The sequence below is a fragment of the Acidovorax sp. NPDC077693 genome, assembly GCF_044542805.1.
Lineage (GTDB): Bacteria > Pseudomonadota > Gammaproteobacteria > Burkholderiales > Burkholderiaceae_C > Acidovorax.
This window is the reverse complement of the sequence record NZ_JBITVD010000018.1, coordinates 116,813-136,793: the sequence shown is the minus strand read 5'-3', so window position 1 is coordinate 136,793 and position 19,981 is coordinate 116,813. Positions and strand designations below refer to the sequence as shown.

Annotated in this window: 16 protein-coding genes; 4 read left to right on the top strand and 12 right to left on the bottom strand. The window is 67.0% G+C overall.

Translation table 11 applies throughout. The annotated features are described in order from the left end of the window. Positions 1-409 precede the first annotated feature (409 nt). The 4 genes from ACIGHN_RS22940 to ACIGHN_RS22925 are packed head-to-tail and all read right to left on the bottom strand — an operon-like array spanning position 410 to position 6,034. Positions 410-3,061 carry an FtsX-like permease family protein gene (locus ACIGHN_RS22940; protein ID WP_396506301.1) on the bottom strand — a complete coding sequence of 884 codons (2,652 nt, stop codon included), beginning with the start codon at positions 3,059-3,061 and terminating at the stop codon, positions 410-412. An 8-nt stretch (positions 3,062-3,069) separates the two neighbouring features. Further along, complete coding sequence (locus ACIGHN_RS22935) at positions 3,070-3,786, bottom strand: ABC transporter ATP-binding protein (RefSeq protein ID WP_396506300.1); 717 nt, start codon at positions 3,784-3,786, stop codon at positions 3,070-3,072. Beyond that, a complete protein-coding gene (miaA, locus tag ACIGHN_RS22930; protein WP_396506298.1) occupies positions 3,783-4,805 on the bottom strand; it encodes a tRNA (adenosine(37)-N6)-dimethylallyltransferase MiaA in 1,023 nt (340 codons plus the stop codon). Before miaA ends, ACIGHN_RS22935 begins: the two co-directional genes overlap by 4 nt. Beyond that, complete coding sequence (locus ACIGHN_RS22925; protein WP_396506296.1) at positions 4,802-6,034, bottom strand: multidrug effflux MFS transporter; 1,233 nt, start codon at positions 6,032-6,034, stop codon at positions 4,802-4,804. Before ACIGHN_RS22925 ends, miaA begins: the two co-directional genes overlap by 4 nt. Positions 6,035-6,318: 284 nt before the next feature. Here ACIGHN_RS22925 and ACIGHN_RS22920 point away from each other — a divergent pair, with 284 nt between their 5' ends. Further along, positions 6,319-6,510 carry a hypothetical protein gene (locus ACIGHN_RS22920; RefSeq protein ID WP_396506294.1) on the top strand — a complete coding sequence of 64 codons (192 nt, stop codon included), beginning with the start codon at positions 6,319-6,321 and terminating at the stop codon, positions 6,508-6,510. A 316-nt stretch (positions 6,511-6,826) separates the two neighbouring features. Here ACIGHN_RS22920 and ACIGHN_RS22915 read toward each other — a convergent pair whose 3' ends face one another. Next, a complete protein-coding gene (locus tag ACIGHN_RS22915) occupies positions 6,827-7,660 on the bottom strand; it encodes an alpha/beta hydrolase (protein ID WP_396506292.1) in 834 nt (277 codons plus the stop codon). A gap of 142 nt (positions 7,661-7,802) precedes the next feature. Beyond that, a complete protein-coding gene (gene gdhA / locus ACIGHN_RS22910; protein ID WP_396506290.1) occupies positions 7,803-9,146 on the bottom strand; it encodes an NADP-specific glutamate dehydrogenase in 1,344 nt (447 codons plus the stop codon). 246 nt (positions 9,147-9,392) lie between these two features. Here gdhA and ACIGHN_RS22905 point away from each other — a divergent pair, with 246 nt between their 5' ends. Next, positions 9,393-10,556: a glycerophosphodiester phosphodiesterase gene (locus ACIGHN_RS22905; protein WP_396506289.1), complete on the top strand. Its 1,164-nt coding sequence runs from the start codon at positions 9,393-9,395 to the stop codon at positions 10,554-10,556. 44 nt (positions 10,557-10,600) lie between these two features. On the opposite strand, the gene ACIGHN_RS22900 is transcribed toward ACIGHN_RS22905, so the two are convergent. From ACIGHN_RS22900 to mutL, 5 genes are all read right to left on the bottom strand, one after another. Beyond that, the gene (locus ACIGHN_RS22900; protein WP_396506287.1) at positions 10,601-12,103 is read right to left on the bottom strand and encodes a hypothetical protein; all 1,503 of its coding nucleotides are present in this window, start codon (positions 12,101-12,103) and stop codon (positions 10,601-10,603) included. 16 nt (positions 12,104-12,119) lie between these two features. Further along, positions 12,120-12,638, bottom strand: a complete 519-nt coding sequence (locus ACIGHN_RS22895; protein WP_396506285.1) for a type III secretion system chaperone — start codon at positions 12,636-12,638, stop codon at positions 12,120-12,122. Positions 12,639-12,900: 262 nt separating this feature from the next. Then, the gene (locus ACIGHN_RS22890) at positions 12,901-13,950 is read right to left on the bottom strand and encodes a phosphotransferase enzyme family protein (protein WP_396506283.1); all 1,050 of its coding nucleotides are present in this window, start codon (positions 13,948-13,950) and stop codon (positions 12,901-12,903) included. A 106-nt stretch (positions 13,951-14,056) separates the two neighbouring features. Then, the gene (locus ACIGHN_RS22885; RefSeq protein WP_235503902.1) at positions 14,057-14,707 is read right to left on the bottom strand and encodes a hypothetical protein; all 651 of its coding nucleotides are present in this window, start codon (positions 14,705-14,707) and stop codon (positions 14,057-14,059) included. A 99-nt stretch (positions 14,708-14,806) separates the two neighbouring features. After that, positions 14,807-16,894 carry a DNA mismatch repair endonuclease MutL gene (gene mutL / locus ACIGHN_RS22880; protein WP_396506281.1) on the bottom strand — a complete coding sequence of 696 codons (2,088 nt, stop codon included), beginning with the start codon at positions 16,892-16,894 and terminating at the stop codon, positions 14,807-14,809. A gap of 94 nt (positions 16,895-16,988) precedes the next feature. On the opposite strand from mutL, the gene ACIGHN_RS22875 reads away from it, so the two are divergent. Further along, on the top strand, positions 16,989-17,636 hold the full coding sequence (locus ACIGHN_RS22875; RefSeq protein ID WP_056411949.1) for a DedA family protein: 648 nt from the start codon (positions 16,989-16,991) through the stop codon (positions 17,634-17,636). A gap of 118 nt (positions 17,637-17,754) precedes the next feature. Here the strand turns inward: ACIGHN_RS22875 and ACIGHN_RS22870 are convergent, their stop codons facing one another. Continuing rightward, positions 17,755-17,994, bottom strand: a complete 240-nt coding sequence (locus tag ACIGHN_RS22870) for a glycine zipper 2TM domain-containing protein (protein WP_082486172.1) — start codon at positions 17,992-17,994, stop codon at positions 17,755-17,757. Positions 17,995-18,368: 374 nt separating this feature from the next. Between ACIGHN_RS22870 and ACIGHN_RS22865 the strand changes: the two genes are divergently transcribed. Beyond that, complete coding sequence (locus ACIGHN_RS22865; protein ID WP_396506278.1) at positions 18,369-19,934, top strand: methyl-accepting chemotaxis protein; 1,566 nt, start codon at positions 18,369-18,371, stop codon at positions 19,932-19,934. The last annotated feature ends 47 nt before the right edge of the window (positions 19,935-19,981 follow it).

The window sequence follows — 19,981 nt, the reverse complement described above, 5'->3', positions numbered from 1 at the left end:
GAGTACAGCTCGCTCAGCGCCTCTGTGCCGTCGAGTTTGCGAAACTGCAGTTGTTCGCCCAGCGGGGTTTGGATCTTGACGCGGCGGGTCATGGCTGCTGGCCCATTTTTTCTTCCCTCGGATTGTTGTAGTTGCGGGCCCCAAAAGGGCCGCGAAAATCGCCGCGCATGATAGGTGGGGAGGGGTCGCAAAACCGGTCGCGAAGCGCGCTTGCTTGCGTCTTCACACAACTCTTACCCAGGCATTTGGTAGGTGTGGGAGTGGGCTTTTTTTCGGGCTTTGGCGTTGTTATAGAGGCCGCAAAAGCAATGGCGTGCTTTGACTTAACGAGTCTGCGTGAGGCGACCTGACCAGCGACTTGGCCGGACCTGGCCGGACTTGGTACAGGCGGTGTTGTTTGGATTGGCGGCTACCAATCTTCCTTCACCGCCATCACCGCATCCCGCCCCGCGGCAGCGCGCCCAGCCAGCCATGCCGTGACCGTGCCTGCCGCCACCACCGCGGCGGCCAGTGCCAGCAGCCGAGCCACCGGCACCTGCAGCTCCATGGTCCAGTGAAAGCTCTGCGGGTTGACCACATGCACCAGCACCACCGACACCGCGAGACCCAGCCCGGTGCCCGCTGCTGCGCCGACCGCCGTCCATGCCGCGCCTTCGCCCGCCACCACCGTGAGGATCTGCCTGCGGGTAAGGCCCAGGTGGGCCAGCAGGCCGAACTCCTTGCGGCGGGCCAGCACCTGGGCGCTGAAGCTGGCGGCCACGCCGAACAATCCGATGCCGATGGCCACGGCCTGCAGCCAGTAGGTGACCGCGAAGCTGCGGTCGAAGATGCCGAGAGACCGCGCGCGGATGCTGGCGGCGGATGTGAATTCGAGCGGGCCTGCCCCTGCCGCCGTGCCGCCTGCCTCGGCCCCGGGCGTGGCAGAGTGGACCAGTGCGGCGACGGCATCGCGCAGCGCGGCCTCGTCAGCGCCCGCGCGGGGCCACAGCGCCAGGTCGCTGGTGCGGGCGTCACCCGTGAGCCGGACGAAGTCCGCGCTGTCCATCGCCACGGCACCGAACTGCCGCACATAGTCGCGCCACACGCCTGCTACAAAAAACGTAGCTGCCTGCGCTTGCCCTGAGGGCGCCAGCAGCCCGAAAGAATCGGACAGCGCAGGCCAGTCGGCGCCGGGGCGCACGCCGTACAGCTCGCCCACCGCCTCGCTCACGTACACGCCCACGCGGCCGGGTGGCACGGGCACGGGGTTGCCGACCAGGGGCAGGGCCTGCGCGGGGTCGGCCGCCAGGGGCCTGGCGATCAGCGCCACGGCGGGGCGGGCCGGGTCGAGCAGCAGGCTGCTGGTGCGCAGGGTTTGCACACGCTCCACGCCGGGCAGTTGCGCCACGCGGTCGGCAAAACCGGCGGGGAAGGCCGCGGCATCGTCTGCGGCCGCGTTGCCTGCCAGGCGCACATACAACGGTGCGGGCAGCACGGCGTCCAGCCACTGGACGACCGAGCCGCGAAAGCTCGCCACCATCACCGTCAGTGCCACGGCCAGGCTGAGCGATGCGACCACACCGCCCACGGCGACGGCGGCCGTTCCGTGCATGCGGCGTGCGCGTTCCACGGCCAGTAGGGGCAGCGGCGACGATGCAGTGCCATGCCGCGCCGCCAGCGGCTGCGCCGCTTGCAGCAGCGCTTGCACGGCCCAGGGCAGCAGCGCAATGCCGCCCACCAGCAGCATGCCCACGGCGACGTAGGCGGCCAGTGGAATGCCAAAAACCGGTGGAGCGCTTGCCAGCAAAGCGCTGGCAGCTATCAAGACGATACCGATGGCACCACCGCGCTGGCGCCCGCCGTGGGTGCCCAGGCCCTTGAGCGTTTGCGCGGGCGCCAGGCGCTGGGCCTGGCGCGCAGGCCACCAGCCCCCCACCAGCGCAGCGGCCACACCCAGGGCGCCATAGACCGCCGCGGCGGTTGCGCTCCACTGCAAGCCGGGCTGTACGCCAGCGAAGTAGCCGCCGCCCAGGTCGCCACCCAGCACCTGCAGCGCCAGCGCCGCCAGGCCCGTGCCCAGGCCAATGCCGGCCGCACTGCCCAGCAGCCCGAGCGCTGTCGACTCCATCAGCACCAGGGCCAGGCGCTGGCGGGGTGTAGCGCCCAGAACGGCCAGCAGGGCGAACTGCGGTGCGCGTTGCGCCACGCTGAGCGCAAGCACGGAGAAGACCAGAAATGCGCCCGTGAACAGTGCCACCAGCGCCAATACGGTGAGGTTGACGCGGTAGGCGCGCGACAGGTTGCTCACGCGCTGCGCGGCATCGCCGGGCTCGCTCATGCGCACGCCGCGCGGCCAGGCGGGCAGCGCCTGCAGTTCGCGTTCCACAGCGGCGCGCACGGCGCCAGGGCGCAGTTGCAGGTCGATGCGGCTGAGCTGCCCGCCGCGCCCGAACAGGTCCTGCGCCGCGCCGATGTCCATCACCGCCAGCGGTGCGCCCCCGGCGGCCACGGTGCCGGCCACGCGCACGGCGTGGGCCTGCAGGCCGGACTGCAGGCGCAGCTCGGCCAACGGGCCGGTGCCGTCGCCGGTCAGCCGCAGCGCCTGCAGCGCCGAGGCGTTGAGGAACACCTGCCCCGGCGCCAGCATGGCCAGGCGCTCGGCGGCGTCGAAGGCGCGGGGCATGAGCGAAGGTGCCATGGCGGGCACGACGAGCGCGTCCACGCCCACCACGCGCAAGGCCACACGCGCACCAGGCGGCGCGGCCTCGGCGTCGGCGGCGGCCGCAGTGCTGGCCTGGGCCGTCAGCTCCAGCCACGGACTGGCCAGCGCCACCTGGGGGTGCGCGGCCACGGTGGCGTAGAGCGATTCGGGCAGCGCGCCTTGCGCAGCGCGCAGTTCCAGGTCGGGCTGGCCGTTGACGGAGCGCACGGCCTGCGCAAACTCGTCCAGCGCCGACGCGTTGATCACATGCACCGCAAACCCCAGCGCCACGCCCAGCATCACCGCCGCCACGGCCGCGGCGCTGCGCCAGGGGTGGTGGCGCAGTTCCTGCCAGGAGAAGGTGCGAAGCAGGGCGAGCATGGCTGCGGCTAGCGCGCCGCGATTCCGCGCGATGTCAGGTGCAGCACCCGGTCCGCACGCGCTGCCGCGGCATCCGAATGCGTCACCAGCACCAGCGATGCACCGTGCTCGCGCGTCTGCGCCAGCAGCAGGTCCATCACGCGCGCTGCGGTGGTGGGGTCGAGGTTGCCGGTGGGCTCGTCGGCCAGCAGCAGGGCAGGGCGGTGGACCAGCGCACGGGCGATGGCCACGCGCTGCAGCTGCCCGCCGCTGAGCTGCTGCGGCAGTCGGCCGCCCAGGTCGGCCAGGCCCACGGCATCCAGCATGCGTCCGATGCGCGCAGGGTCAGACCGGCCCAGCAGCATCAGCGGCAGGGCCACGTTCTGCGCCACGTCCAGGTGCGGCAACACGTGGAAGGCCTGAAAGACGAAGCCCACGTTCGCGCGCCGCCACAGCGCGCGCTGCGTGTCGTCGAGCGGCCCCAGGTCCGTGCTGCCATGGGTGATGCGGCCGGTGTCCCAGGTGTCCAGGCCCGCCAGGCAGTTGAGCAGCGTGGACTTGCCCACGCCCGAGTCGCCCACGATGGCCACGAACTCGCCCGGCGCGACGGTGAAGCTCACCTGGGCGAACACCGCGGCATCGCCGTAGTGCTTGCCCAGCTGTTTTACGCGCAGCCCGGCAGGAGTGGGGCTGGCCGATGGCGAGCCCGTGCCCTGTGCCGCGTGTGCTGCTGCGGGCTGCGTCATGGTGCGCGCAGGTCCAGCCGCTGCAGCACCGCCTGCACCAGGGTAGACACCGCGTCCGGCGTATCGCAGGCAATGGCCTGGCGATGCGGCATGCTGCGCAACCAGGTGATCTGGCGCTTGGCAAGCTGGCGCGTGGCGGCGATGCCGCGCTCGCGCAGGTGGGCGAGGTTGGGTGGCGTGCCCGGGGCGCCCGGTGTGCGGGCGGCCTGAAAGTCGAGCTCATCCCACACCTGGCGGTAGCCCACGCAGCGCATCGAGGGCAGGTCCGGGTGCAGGTCGCCGCGCGCGCGCAGGGCCTGCACTTCTTCGACAAGGCCGCCAGTGAGCATGGCGTCAAAGCGCTGGGCGATGCGGCCGTGCAGCCAGGCCCGGTCATCGGGTTCCAAGGAAAAAAGGGCGCTGCCGCCCGCTGGCAGGGCGCTGCCAGCTCCTTTTTTTGTAGTGTGAAAGCTCGACAGTGGCTGGCCGGACACGTGCCATACCTCCAGCGCTCGCTGAATGCGCTGGCTGTCTCCAGGCGCCAGGCGTGCGGCCGTGACGGGGTCTATCACCGCCAGTTCTGCATGCAGCGCGGGCCAGCCCAGCTCGGCGGCTTGGGCTTCGATCCGCGCGCGCACGGCGGGGTCGGCGGCGGGCATGTCGTCGATGCCATCGAACAGCGCTTTGAAGTACAGCATGGTGCCGCCCACCAGCAGCGGCAGTGCGCCGCGCGTGCGGATATCGGCCATGAGCCGCGTGGCGTCCTGCACGAATTCGGCCGCGCTGTAGGCCTGCAGCGGGTCGCGGATGTCGATGAGGTGGTGGGGCACGGCCGCGCGCTCTTCGGGCGTGGGCTTGGCGGTGCCGATGTCCATGCCCCGGTACACCAGGGCCGAGTCCACGCTGATGATCTCCACCGGCACGCCTTGCTGGCCCAGCACGGCGGCCAGCGCCAGGGCGCCCGCGGTCTTGCCGGATGCGGTGGGGCCCGCCAGAGCAATGGCGGGCAGGTGGTGGGTCTGCTGCGGGGGCCTGGTCACGCGCGGGCTCCAAATTTTTGCACCAGCGTCCAGGAGATCACGGCCAGCACGGTGGACCAGAACCAGATGCCGTTGACCAGGGGCCACACCGTGCCGTCCAGGCGCGCACCCAGCCAGCCGCCAATGGCAAACGCGGCCAGCATCATCATGAAGCCGTTGAGGGCCGACGCCACCCCCGCCGCCTGCGGAAACGGGCCCACGGCGCCGCTTTGCCCGCAGGGCTGATGGATGCCGTGGCCCAGCATGAAGAGGTAGAAGGGCAGCGTCAGCGCCCAGGGCTGGTGCCAGCCCAGGTGGGCCACCAGCGCCATCAGCGTGCCGCCGCTGATGCTCAGCGCCCCCGCGATGGCCACCGTGCGCTGCAGACCGCATCGGGCCAGCAGGCTGCGGCATAGGAAGGTGCCCCCGAAGTAGGCCAGACAGGCCGACGCCATGGTCCAGCCGTACTGCGTGCGGCTGAGGCCCAGCACGTCGATGTACACGAACGACGACGCCGCCAGAAAGGTGAACAAGCCGGCGTAGGTGGCCGTGGTCTGCAGCGAGAACGCCCAGAATGTGGGGTGGCGCAGCACCTGCAGCCAGGTGCCCAGCAGCACACGCGGCTGCAGGGCCTGGGGGTTGCGCCGCGCCAGTGTCTCGGGCATGCGCAGCGCCACCAGGGCCAGCGTGACGACCGCATACACCGTGAGCGCCATCAGCGCGGCGCGCCAGCCCAGCCATTCGCTGAGCAGCCCGCCCATGGGCGCGCAGATGCAGGCCACGATGCCCAGCCCCGTGAGCGCCTTGGACATGGCGCGCGCTCCATCGAGCGGCGTGTACAGGTCGCGCACGATGGCGCGGGCGCACATCACCACCGCACCCATCGCAGCGCCTTGGGCAATGCGCCACAGGATCAGCAGCGCCATGCTGGGCGCCAACGCGCTGCCCAGCGATGCCACCGTATAGATCGCCAGGCCCGCCAGCAGGATGGGGCGCCGGCCGAAGCGGTCCGACAACGGGCCCCACACCATCTGTGAACAACCGAACGCCAGCAGCAGACCGCTGAGCGTGAGCTGGGCCGACGCCATCGGCGCGCCCAGGCTGCGGGTGAGCGCGGGCAGGGCGGGCAGGTACAGGTCGGTGGTGACGGGCTGGATGCTGAGCAGCAGGGCCAGCACCAGGATGGCCAGGCCGGGCGCAACCGTGGCGTTGGAAGCCGTGGGCACGGCGGTGGCAGAAGGGGCAGACATATCTGTCTGAGGGTACCAGATCGAGCTTTGGCGCAGACCTTACCGTTACAACCGTTGGTTTGGCATGCTAGTCGAGATTCAACTTCAAATTCGGCATTGAAAATTGATTGCTTGTAGTCGCAAGCCACAACGTTCATTTGCGACGGAAAATCCCTGTTTCCGGTTTGAAAGATTACCTCAAATATAAACGATCATGAACTCTCGTCAAGCATCGAAAAAAGTGAAGATAATGGTATTCAAGCATCGGAGCTCAGATCAGTGGTAGGCTTTTCGCAACGGTTATTGTGAAAAAATCACTGATTTATTTTTGTCTTCTGGGGGCAGCGGTTGTTTTGTCGTTGGCTCTTGCAGGGGCAGGGATGGCTGGGGTTCCGCTGCTTGTGATGGCACTGAGTTTGTCCATCCCCTTTTGGCTTGCGCTGGTGTTGCCGATTTATATGCTGTCAGGCGCGGCCGAAGGTGGCCGTTCTGGTTGACCGTGCTTATGTGTTATGCCGCACTTGCAGGCGTATATATATGGTGGCAGTGGGAGTCAATGGCTTACGGCTGGACGATTGGACACACGGTTCTCATCGCAGATGGAGTGCCGACGGCTGCGTACTATGACCAGCTGTGGGAAACCGTAGCGGGCTTCGGGGTGTTGATTGTGCTGACGGCACCTCCCGCATGGTGGATGATGCAGGGTGCAGACAATGAGAGCTCGACCCAAGAATGATTCGACGCGCTCGGCCAGAGTGCATTGCGGGGCTCGGTGAGAAGCGCGGATGAAAGCTGCCGGTCCTCAGCACCCCTTTACTTCAGCTTGAACAGCGACACCATCGCCTCGCGGTACAGGCTCTGCCCCACCGAATTGGTGTTGTGGTGCGAGCCACCCTCCACCAGCACGAACTGCTTGGGCTCGTGGGCGGCCTCGTACAGCTTGCGGCCCAGGCTGGGCAGGATCAGGCTGTCGTCGCTGCCGTGCACCACCAGCAAGGGCGATCCGATCTCGGACACCTTGCGCACGGATTCGAAACGCTGCGTGATCAAGGCCGACACCGGCAGCCAGCCCCATTTGAAGGTGCTGACCACCTCCGGAATGCTGGTGAAAGTGCCTTCGACGATGGTGCCTTGCTCATCGTCGACCTGGCGCGCCAGGTCGATGGCGATGGCGCCGCCCAGCGAGTGGCCGAAGATGTAGCGGGGCTTGCCCGGCTGGTGCTGGGCCAGCCAGTCCCAGGCCGCCCGTGCGTCCTCTGCCGCGGTGGCTTCGGACGGCAGGCCCGCGCTGCTGCGGCCAAACCCGCGGTAGTCGATGGCCAGTACCGAAAAGCCCAGCTCCTGCATGCGCCGGATGCGGCCGGACGACCCCGCCACGTTCCAGCGTGCGCCGTGCAGATACAGCAGCACTGGAGCATCCGCCCGGTCGTTGGGCAGCCACAGGCCGTGCAGCCGTTCGGCCTTGCCACTGTCGTTTGAGCGGAAGTCGATCCAGACATCCGCCATGTCGTCGGTGGACTGCGAGCCACCCCAGCTGCGGTCACTGGGCTGGAAAATCCACTCGCGCTGCTTGGCATCGAGGGTGGCGCAGCCCGCCGAGACGGCAATGGCCAGCGCCAGGGAGATCAGGAGGGGGGTGCGTTTCATGAGAAGGACTGAGTGCCATCGTGTCGGAAAGTTCTGACACGGCAAGCAGGGTTTGTGCCTATCTCCCAGGAGAGACCGCCAAATGCCCTGCAACTCCCCTTCTTTTCACCGCTTTGTGCCCCAGGCTGGGGCCGGCTTGTGGTTACACCACGCCCTGCGCCAGCATCGCGTCCGCCACCTTCACGAACCCGGCGATGTTGGCGCCGTCCACATAGCTCACGCGGCCGTCGGCGTGTTGGCCGTAGCGCAGGCAGGCGGCGTGGATGCCCTGCATGATCTGCAGCAGGCGCGCATCGACCTCTTCGCGCGGCCAGGACAGGCGGGCTGCGTTCTGGCTCATCTCCAGGCCCGATGTGGCCACGCCGCCGGCATTGCTCGCCTTGCCGGGGGCGTACAGCACGCCCGCCGCCTCGAAGGCCTTGGCGGCGTCGATGGTGGAGGGCATGTTGGCGCCTTCGGCCACGCAAACGACGCCGTTCTGGATGAGGGTGGCCGCGTCCTTGGCGTCCAGCTCGTTCTGGGTGGCACAGGGCAGGGCCACATCCACCGGGACGTGCCAGGGGCGCACGCCGGCTTCGAACTTCACGCCGGTGCGTTTTGCATAGTCGCTCACGCGGCCGTAGTGGTGGTTCTTCACATCCATCAGGATGGCGAGCTTCTCGGTGGTAAAGCCTTCTTCGTCGATGACCGTGCCGCTGGAGTCGGACACGGTGATCACCTTGGCGCCCAGCTCCAGGGCCTTTTCCACCGCGTACTGCGCCACGTTGCCCGAGCCCGATACCGACACGCGCAAGCCGTCGAACGCGCGGCCCTGCTGCTTGAGCATCTCCTGCGCGAAGTACACCGTGCCGTAGCCGGTGGCTTCGGGGCGGATCAGCGAGCCGCCGAACGACAGGCCCTTGCCGGTGAACACGCAGTCCGCTCGGTTGGAGAGCTTTTTCATCATGCCGGCCATGAAGCCCACCTCGCGGCCGCCCACGCCGATGTCGCCGGCCGGCACGTCGGTGTCGGCACCCACGTGGCGGAACAGTTCCGTCACAAACGCCTGGCAAAAGCGCATCACTTCACCGGCACTCTTGCCCTTGGGGTCGAAGTCCGAGCCGCCCTTGCCGCCGCCCATGGGCAGCGTGGTCAGCGCGTTCTTGAAGGTCTGCTCGAACGCCAGGAACTTGAGCACCGACAGGTTCACCGACGGGTGAAAGCGCATGCCGCCCTTGTACGGCCCGATGGCCATGCTGTGCTGGATGCGGTAGCCGCGGTTGACCTGCACCTTGCCATGGTCGTCCACCCACGACACGCGGAACATGACGGTGCGCTCGGGCTCCACCAGCCGCTCCAGCAGGCCGTGCTCGGCATAGCGGGGGTGCTGGGCGATGAACGGCCACAGGCTCTCCATGACCTCCGTGACAGCCTGCAGAAATTCGGGCTGACCCGGATTGCGGTGGGCCACGTGAGAAAGGAAGCTGTCTGCGGACTCGTATTTCATGTTCTCAAGACTTTCTGAAGCAAAAAGGCAGGCAAGAGCGCACTGCAACACGACATTATGTTCAAAAGTTATACGTTCATGCGGATGTCTCTGCACAATGGTGGGGAATGTGGATGGTGAAATGCCACATATTGGTGCGTCTGGTGGGCGGCAAAACGCCGTCATCGGTTGGCGGGAAGGGCGTCACGGCCTTGTCACAAGGTCAGCCCACAGTTCGGCGGTTCTAAACACAACGAGGAGAAGAGCATGCACATTTCTGGTGCGAAGTTGGGTGCGGTGGCCTTGCTGGCCACGCTGGCGGCTTGTGGTGGCGACAACGACAGCCCGTATCCCACGCTGAACGGCGACCGCCCCCTGGTCATCGGCCACCGCGGCGCGGCTGGGTACCTGCCTGACCACACGCTCGAAGGCTACAAGCGCGCCATCGAGATGGGCGCCGACTTCATCGAGCCCGACCTGGTGGCCACGAAGGACGGCGTGCTCGTGGCCCGCCACGAACCCAACATCACCGGCACCACCGATGTGTCCACCCGCGCCGAGTTCGCCAACCGCAAGACCAAGAAAATGGTGGACGGCGTGCAGGAAGAGGGCTGGTTCGTGTCCGACTTCACCCTGGCCGAGATCAAGACGCTGCGCGCCATCCAGCCGCTGTCCGACCGCGACCCGTCGTTCAACGGCAAATTCCAGATCCCCACGCTGGAAGAAGTGCTGGACCTGGCCAAGAACGAAGGCACCAAGGCGGGCCGCACCGTCGGCGTGTACCTCGAGACCAAGCACCCCACCTACCACGTCAACCTGGGCCTGCCGCTGGAAGACCGCCTGCTCGCCATCCTGGCCAAGTACGGCTACACCACCAAGGCGTCGCCCGTCATCGTGCAATCGTTCGAGGTATCGAACCTCAAGTACCTGCGCACCAAGACCCAGATCCGCCTGGTGCAACTGGTGGACGCGAACGACGTGAACGCCGACGGCAGCATGGACCTGACCGCCCCCTACGACAAGCCCTACGACTTTGCCGTGGCCGGCGACAAGCGCACCTTTGCCAGCCTGCTGACCGCCGATGGTCTCAAGGAAGTCAAGACCTACGCCGACGGCATCGGCCCCTGGAAGCCGTACCTCATTCCTTCCAAGCAGGTGGACGCCAACAAGGACGGCAAGCCCGACGACCTCAACGGCGACGGCGTGATCGACGAGCGCGACCGCGTGATGATGGCGCCCACTGACGTGGTGAAGAACGCCCATGCCGTGGGCCTCATGGTCCACCCGTACACCTTCCGCAGCGAAGCCAAGCGCCTGGCATCGGACTTCAAGGGCGACCCCAAGGCCGAGTACAAGCTCTTCTACAACCTGGGGGTGGACGGCGTGTTCAGCGACTTCCCTGACGCGGCCAAGGCGGCGCGGGACAACTAAAAGCAAGAGCTGAAACCAGGCACCCGGGCTGCTGTCCGGGTACCTCAGTGCAGCATGGTGCCGACGTTTGCCTGTCCTGCCTTGATGAGAACGATGAGCTCATCGCGTGACTTGCCGATCATCAAGCCCTGGTCCTGCAGAATGGTCGGGCTCAAACCGTTGTCCACCAGGAGTTTGTTGAGTACCAGAAACATCATGAGGCGGCCGTTGGCGTCCTCAAAAGGATGAATGCTGCCCAACCGGCGGCAGGTGTCAATGATGGCTCCCAGCTTGCCGTCTTCGGTGGTGGCTGCGGCAATGTCGAGGTTGCCGCGGTCGGTGGCGTACTGCACCAGTGCGCGCACAGTCCCGGGCAGATCCGCGTCGTGGGGGTTGCCTGCCCGCCACGCCTGCACGTCAGCACGGCTGTTGTCGGCCTTGGCGGTGGCATCGCTGAAGAACTCCGGCGACCCATGCGGCAGATGCGCTTGAAGGTCCTGCCGGATGGCTCGCAGTTCATTCATGCCGTCTGGTGTGAATGACGAACAAACGCCCCACACGTTCGGCGCCTGCTTGACGACCCCTGCAAGCTGGAACATGTTGCTGCCCAACGGAATACCGTCGTCCGTGCGCATCTCTTTCGTGACACTGGTCGTGGACACGGTATGCAGCCGCTGGAGATAGTCCGGCGTCAAGGGTGCGCCCACGGGGTCGACGATGTGGTTGAGGCCGGCCATCATCGAGCCCATGTAGCCTTTGGATCGGTCGAAGAAATGCTTGTTACCGTCGGTCTGGTGCCTACCGTCCATCATCAGGCGCCAGTACTCGCCCTGCGGAAGCCGGCCCAGGGTGGCTGTCAGGCGCACATCGGCACTGGCCCCCAGCTTGCCCTGGATCACCGTCTCCAGTGCCTCCGTGCGCTTGGTATAGAGGATTTTGTGGCAGGGCGGGGTGATGGCGGGTCGTGAGATATCGTTCGTGTCGGCCTTGGCAATCAACGCGGCTTCGATCGCCAGCAGGCTATCCACTGTGTGCTGATCATTGGGCAGGCCGTTGACGTGGGCACCCAGCGCAGCCATGTCGCCGCGAGTCAACGCAGTGAAAATGTCGCGCGTGGCTTGGCTGCCCAGCCTGTTCACAATGTTGGTGGCGGTCGCCTCTGGCAAGCCGCCGCGCACCATTAGTTCGGCGGCGACGGCGCGCTCGGAAGCCGGCTCGCCATTGTGCGGTCCGATACGGGTGGCGATATCCACGGCGTTGGCCAAATGTCGCAAGTTTCCCGCTGTGATTTGCGTGGGTGCGACGGGCGTCCCCACCACCTTCTGCAGAAACGCCCCGGTTTGTAACGGCGTCAGTCCCAGGTCCTGCTGAACAGCCGTCTTCACGAGCGCGAGTGCATTGTTGCGATGGTCGGTGCGGCTTTGTTCTTTGGTGAAACCGGCGCTGCTTTTCTTGACGTACAGGTCTGTGCCTTTGGAGCGCAATTCCTGCTGGGATGTCGGACTGGCGGAGAGTTGGTGGGCGATGGCCGCCACAGACAGCCCTGCGGTGTTTTGAATGGTGGGCATGAGCGTATTCCTAAGCTCAGACGCGGATCATCAGGGGAGAGAAGGCGCTATTGCCTTGTTCAGGAGTGCCGCCGAAGTCGCCACCTCTGCCCAGGCCGTCGGCACCTCCTGATGCCTCGGCCACCGTCGCCAAAACGGTGCGACAACTGGCTGCTATGGCGTTCAGGTTGGTCAACACCTCACAAAGCCGGGGCAGATCGAGCCCAGCCAGCGGGAGGTCGAACAGTAGCACCACGTCTCCCGAGGCGTTCGCCAGTGCGGTGCGCACGCCGCCGTGCTCGCTCCAGAGATAGTTGTATTGCAGCAGCACCTCAAAGGCGCGTGCCCTGGCGGCCGTTGGCACGGTTGTCACTTCGGCGGTGAGCACCACGCTCTCAGTGGACGCATTCCATTCCGCATCGATGGTGCGGCCGGCGTCATCGTCAAACACCAGGCTCCATGCATTGTCGTCGGCGTACGCGGTAACGCGGGCCAGCTCCAGCGTGGGGCCCACCTGGGCCATCAAGTTCTGAAAAGCGGCGGAGTCATCGGTCATGCAGGTACCTCAGTGGGATTTGATCGGTGGACTGGCGCCACCCTTCCCACTGAGTAACCGCCCTGAGCGGCGCGTTCCTTGTTCGCTACCTGCAAATGAACCAAGATGTAACCCTCAGCTGCGTGACATGGAAGACCGTGTGCAGTGGTTCTACGCGGTCTGCGATCCAGCAATGCAGGCCAGTGCTGGTTGCAGATTCGCTGGCCCTTGAGACCTTCAACAGGTGCCCTTTCAACAAGTCGCAGCGTAGCCGCCACACACGTCAATGCGGTGCCGATTGAGCCCCCAATGGGTCAGCGATGGGTAGATCCATCCACGCCCGCATGAGCGCAGGCTGCTTGCGCAGCCAGTGCGTGGGCATGGCCTGCGTGCCCCATACAGGGATGCGGCCGGCGTATTCGCCCATGATCCAGAAATGCCGCAGCGCCAGGCAGTGGCCGATGGCTGCAAGGTCGGCTCCAGGAACGGCGCGCACGCTGGTGTAGCCAGCCAGGTAGCGGTGCCATCGCTCCAATACAGTCGGGGTGGCGGGGGTGTCTGCACTGCGCGGCAGGATGGACCACAGATACACGCCCAGCTCGTACGCCAGCAGCCCGGGGCCTGCGTCGTCGAAATCGAAGAACGCAGCAACACGTTTGTCCTCCGACTTTTCGGCACCATGGGCCATGAAGTTGTTGCTGCCATGGCAATCGCCGTGGCAGTGCACACGCGAGAGGGCAGGCCATGCTGCGAAGCGTGCACGCAGGTCGTCGGCGAGTGCCGCGAATTCCTGCCCCAGCGCTGCTTCCATGGTCGGCGCGGTCAGCATGCGATGCAGCGACGTGTCCAGCAGCATCGGCAGGTCCAGTGCGTACAGGCTCGGCGGCCCGTCATAGCTCTCGGCTGCGCGGTGAAGCCGGGCCAGGCTTTCGCCAGTGGCTTCGAGGTCCGCCAGCGATTCGCCCGGCGGCTCGCCAGGCAGGAAGGCGAAAAGCAGCAGCGGGCGCGGGCCCTCGGGCAGAGCCAGGGGCACATGGAATGCGCCGCCTGCCGTGGGCAGTGGTGCTGCTACCGGAATGCCTTGCGTCTGCAGGTGTGTGAGCAACGCGGTCTCGTACGCGATATTGGGCTCACCGCGCGGCCTGTCGGCGCACAGCCGCGCAACGGTGTGCAGGCCGCTCTTGAACCGCAGTTCATACACCTGGTTGAGCCCGCGCCGCAGCAGCACGCAGTGCGCCACAGGGCCCAGGGGCCAGCCGGCTTCCACGGCGCGCGCAATGGCCTCGCCCGTGGGGGTGGTCTGTGCAATGAAGTGGGGGTCGAGGGGGATCATGGCGGGCGCTTCCATTCCAGCAGGGCGGGCGATTCTGCCGCCAAACGGCGGCCCGCGGCTTAACGGTAGCCAAAGGTGGACCCCAGGGGCCTGTCCGGCGCGCCCGTCAGAAGCCCACTGCGAACCCGACGCTCAGCAGCGTGCGACCCTGTTGGCGGCCCACCGTGGCATCCAGCTGTCGACCGGGTGCCCATTCCCACCGCGCTCCCGCCTGAAACACCGGCGCACTGTGCTGGACGCCGAAGGCCTCCACGTGCGGCGTGATGGCGCCCCAGCTGTGCTCCAGGGACACGCCCCAGGTGCCGCGCCAGGACTGGCCGCGTTCGCGCTGGGTGCCCAGGTTGGCGTTGGCCACGCCCCACGGTGCGGCGCAGGTGCCGATGAGGTTCAGCGCCACCATGCTGCCCCCGCTGTGGCCCCCGGGCTGTCTGCGGTGGGTGATGCCCGCCGTGCTGGCGGCATTGCAACCATCGGTCTGCGCGGGGCTCCACAGCCACTTGGCCTGCAACCCCTGCAGCGTGTGGCGCTCCCCCATGTCGCGCGCCAGCAGGGCGCCCAGCTCCAGCCCTTCGATGGGGGTGAAGGCCGGCGCTGCATAGAAGGTGCCGCGCTGCCCGCGCTGGCCTTCCCACCAGGCTTCGATGTGGCCCTGGCCCACCTCATCCACACCCGCATCGTCCACGGTGAGCGGGCGCCCTGCGTGGGCGCTGGGCAGGGCCATGCAGAGCGCTGCCAGTACGGCGGGCACTGCGGACATGGCGGGATGGGGCTGGCGGTGGTGGGACGGATGCATTGGCTGGAAGACTCTGGCTATGCGAATGGCGCGGGGAACAGCAGTGTGGTTCTGGGAAGGGACCTACCGTCCGCGCAGGAACAGCGCGTCCAGTTCCTTCATCGACAACTGCCGCCACGTGGGCCGGCCGTGGTTGCACTGGTCGCTGCGGTCGGTGGTCTCCATCTGGCGCAGCAGCGCGTTCATCTCGTCGATGGTGAGCCGGCGGTTGGCCCGCACCGCGCCGTGGCAGGCCATGGTGCCCAGGATCTCGTTGCGGGCGCGCTGCACCACCGTGGTGGCGTCGTGCGCGGCCAGTTCGGCCAGCACGCTGCGGGCCAGCTCGACCGGGTCGCCAAAGCCCGACGCGGTGGCCAGCGTGGTGGGCACGGCCCGCACGGCCAGGGTCTTGGGCGAGAACGGCACCACCTCCAGGCCCAGCAGGGCCAGCACCTCGGTGGATTCTTCGGCGGTGGCGACTTCCTCGGCCGTGGCGGCGAAGGTGGCGGGGATCAGCAGTGGCTGGCTGGCAATGCGTGCGCCGCTGTCCACCTGGGACTTGAGGCGTTCGTACACGATGCGTTCGTGCGCGGCGTGCATGTCCACGATGATCATGCCCTGCGCGTTCTCGGCCAGGATGTACACGCCGTGCAACTGTGCCACGGCGCGGCCCAGGGGCCAGGTGGTCTCTGGGGTGTCTCGGCCGGTGCCGGTGGGTGCGCTGCCTGCCGTGGCATTGGCGCTGAGTGGTGCAGCGGCTGGCGGCGGGAACGCGGTACCTGGAGAGCTCCAGGGCGGTGCCTCGGCCGATTCGCCAGCGGGCCTGTCCTGTCCTGGCTGCCCCAGCGGCCCCTGCGTGCCTTGCCACAGGGCCTGGCCGCCTGGCGCGCTGGCCGCAGCAGGGTCCTTGCGCGGGCCCCACAGCGCCTGCAGGTCGGCCACCTGGTGGCCACGTTCTTCAAATCTGATAGCGGATTGCGCTTGCCAGGTGCGCGGTAGCGCCTGTTTTGACGTCACAACGGCAGTGCTGTCGTCCGCAGGGCTCGCATCGCCCTCGGCAGAGGCTGCGGCGGCTGCCGCGGCCAGCGCTGCGGCGCGTGGTGCGGCCAGCGCGTTTTCCACCGCGTGGCGCACCGCCTGGTGCACCTCGCGGCTGTCGCGAAAGCGCACCTCGATCTTGGTGGGGTGCACGTTCACATCCACGCGCGCCGGGTCGATCTCTACATACAGCGCATACACCGGCTGCTTGTGGCCGTGCAGCACGTCTTCGTACGCGCTGCGCGCGGCGTGGGTCAGCACCTTGTCGCGCACGAAGCGGCCATTGACGTAGCAGTACTGGTGGTCGGCGCGCGAGCGTGCGGCGTCGGGCAGGCCGGCGCGGCCGGTCACGACCACCGGGCCCACGCGGTGCTGCACGGCGACCGACTGCGCGACGAAGTCTTCGCCCAGCACGTCCGACAGGCGCCGCGCCAGCGCGTCCTGCAGGCCGCTGGCGCTGGCCTGGCCCGGCACGAAGGTCGCGCGCCACTGCTCCACCAACTTGCCTTCGTGCCAGATGGCAAATCCCACATCGGGCCGGGCCAGCGCGTGGCGGCGCACGGACTCGATGCAGTGCGCAAGCTCGGTGGCGTCGGTCTTGAGAAATTTGCGGCGCGCCGGGGTCGAAAAGAAAAGCTCCTTGACCTCCACCGTGGTGCCCGTGCTGCGGGCGGCAGGGCGCAGTTCGCCGCTGCGTGCGTCCAGCAAAAAGGCGTTGCCTTGCGCCGCAGGTCGCGAGAGCAGGGACATCTCGGACACCGAAGCGATGGCCGCCAGCGCCTCGCCCCGAAAGCCCATCGTGGCCACAGTTTCCAGGTCGTTCAGGTTGGTGATCTTGCTGGTGGCGTGGCGGCGCAGCGCCACAGGCAGCTCCTCGTGCGGAATGCCGCCGCCGTCGTCTTCCACGGTGATCAGGCGCACGCCGCCGGCGGACAGCCGCACGGTGATCTGCGTGGCGCCGGCATCGAGCGCGTTGTCCACCAGCTCGCGCACCACGGAAGCGGGGCGCTCCACCACTTCGCCAGCCGCGATCTGGCTGATCAGCTCGTCGGGCAGGTCGCGGATGGGGCGGCGTGGGGGGATGGGGGCGCTGGCCAGCAGGGCTGTGGCGAGGGGGGCGGTGGTGTCGTTCACCCGGTGGATTTTAGGGCCGGGCTCGCGCAGGGGCTTTGCGGGTCACCCCGGCGGGCTGGGGATAATGCCGGCTGCTTTTTTCAACACCAGCCCCATGGAACTTGTCACCTTTCTCATCGATTTCATCCTGCATGTGGACAAGTACCTCGAAGCGTTCGTGCAAGCGTACGGCCCGTGGGTGTACGCGCTGCTGTTTCTCATCGTGTTCGTGGAAACCGGCGTGGTGGTCATGCCGTTCTTGCCGGGCGACTCGCTGCTGTTCATCGTCGGGGCGCTGTGCGGCGCGGGGCTCATGAGCCTGCCCATCGCCTGCGTGGTGCTGATCGCCGCAGCCATCCTGGGCGACCAGTGCAACTACTCGATCGGTCGGTACTTCGGGCCCAAGGTCTTCCAGTGGGAAGACTCGCGCTGGTTCAACCGCCGTGCGTTCAACCAGGCGCATGATTTTTACGAGCGCTACGGCGGCATCACGATCATCCTGGCGCGCTTCATGCCGTTCATCCGCACCTTCGCACCCTTCGTGGCGGGTGTGGCCGAGATGAACCGTGCCAAGTTCACGGCTTTCAATGTGGGCGGCGCGCTGCTGTGGGTGCTGGGCATCTGCACCGCGGGCTACTTCTTCGGCAACTTTGCCTGGGTGAAGGAAAACCTGGACAAGATCATCTGGGCCATGATCTTCATCCCCGGGCTGATCGCGATCTTCGGTGCCTGGCGCGCCGGGCGGGCGGCCAAGACGGCCTGAAGCACCTTCAACGCCACCCCCAAAGCAAAACTCCTGACGCTCGGTGTACGAGCGCCAGGAGTTTTTTTACGCCGCCATCGGTCGCCCAGGCGGGCGGCAATGGTGGGTGTGATGCAAATTAACGGCGATATCCACGGCGTTGGTCGCGGTCTTCACCGATTTCGTGGCCCACCAGCGCGCCGGCTGCGGCACCGCCAATGGTTCCCACAGGGCCGCCGAAGATGGCATTGCCTGCGACGCCGCCTACGACGGCACCGACGCCGGTACCCACTTGGGCATCGGTGGGGTTGGAGGCACAACCACCCAGGGCAAGGGCCGCGGTGCAGGTGGTCGCAAGGAGGATGTGACGGATTTTCATGGCAAGAGTCCTTTGTGGTGTGGATTCAGGCCTTGCAGTTGTTCAGCGGGTGCTGCTCAACTCGACCTGTGACTGAAATATCCACCCGGCACCGCGTCGCCGGCGTAGGCAAGCGGGGGAGGTGCCTGTAGGACATGCCGCGCCGTGGCTGACGGCAGGGCGTGATCCGAAGCGGCCCGCACATCGCCGCCGAATGGCGCCCGGCCAGGCGGTGCGGGTGCTGGACTGTCGCGTCTTTGCGCTCGTGTATTGGCCGCATTTCTTAGGGTTTACGAGGCGGTCGTCCCCGTTGCCAATCCTGCGGCGCAGACAGATCATTGATCGATCATGAACACAAGCCGCGAACACAACGCGGCCAACCAGGGGATACCACGATGGGCCAGCACACCAACTCCGCGGGCCAAGGCCCTCAGCTCACCGTCGCGCAGCAGATCAGCCTCATCGTCGGGGTGGCGGTGCTGGCGCTGGTGATCATCCTGGCGCTGAGCCTGGTGCGGGTGCAGCACCTGGGCCGCACCGTCGACCAACTGGCGACCGAGCAGGTCGAACGGCTGCAGCTGGCGCTGCGCTGGCGCAGCAACATCGCGGTCAACTCCACGCGCGTGTTCTCCATTGCGCAGAGCGACGGTGACGACCTGCAGAACTACTTCAAGGACATGGTGGCCGCCACCACGGCAGACACCAGCACGGTGCAAAAGCGCTACACCGAGCTGGAGAAAAGTCCCGAAGGCCTGCGCATCCAGGAGGAACTGGCCGCCGTGCGCACGAGCTATCTGGAAGCGCGCGACAAGTCCCTGGCCCTCAAGAAGGCGGGCGACATGGCCCAGGCCAAGAGCTACGCCCTGGCCACGTTTGCACCGGTGCTCAACCAGTACAACACCGTGGCCGACAAGATGGTGGCCTACCAGGTGCAGCGCTCGGCCGAGCAGGCCGGCGAAGCGGCCGCGCTGATCAGCTCATACCGCACCACGGTGCTGGTGGCGGGCGTGGCCGGGCTGGCGCTGCTGGTGGTGCTGTCGGTGGTGGTGGTGCAGCGCATCCGCCGGTCATTGAACGAGGTGGCCACGGTGGCCCAGCGCATCGGCGCGGGCGATCTGTCGCAGCCCATTTATGCGCAGGGCCGGGGCGAAGTGGCGCGGATGATGCAGGCGATGCAAACCATGCAGGCGTCGCTTGTGCGCATCGTGGGCGACGTGCGCCACAGCAGCGACAGCATTGCCATTGGCTCCAGCGAGATCGCGGCCGGCAACGCGGACCTGAGCCAGCGCACCGAAGAGCAGGCGGCCAACCTGGAGGAGACCGCGGCGTCTATGGAAGAGATCACGAGCACGGTGAAGAACAACTCCGACACCGCGCAGCGCGCCGCGGTGCTGGCGGGCACCGCGTCGGCTGCGGCCGTCAAGGGCGGCGAAGTGGTGGGCCAGGTGGTGGCCACCATGCAGGACATTTCGGCCGCGTCGCGCAAGATCACCGACATCATCGCGGTGATCGACGGCATTGCGTTCCAGACCAACATCCTCGCGCTCAATGCCGCCGTGGAGGCCGCCCGCGCGGGCGAGCAGGGCCGTGGCTTTGCCGTGGTGGCCAGCGAGGTGCGCAGCCTGGCCGGGCGCAGCGCCGAGGCTGCCAAGGAGATCAAGGCCCTGATCAACGCCAGCGTGTCCAGGGTCGATGACGGAACGCAGCTGGTGAGCAACGCGGGCCAGAGCATGGAAGACATCGTCACCCAGGTCAAACGCGTGAGCGATCTGATCGGCGAGATATCGAGCGCCACGGGCGAGCAGACCATCGGCATCAGCCAGGTGGGCGAAGCGGTGACGCAGCTCGATCAGGTCACGCAGCAAAACGCCGCGCTGGTAGAGCAAAGCGCCGCGGCGGCCGACAGCCTCAAGCACCAGGCGGCGCGGCTGGCCGAGGTGGTGAGCGTGTTCCGCCTGTAGCTTGAATTGACCAGCAGCCCCCGGTGTGACGGAACCGGCGGGCCGGT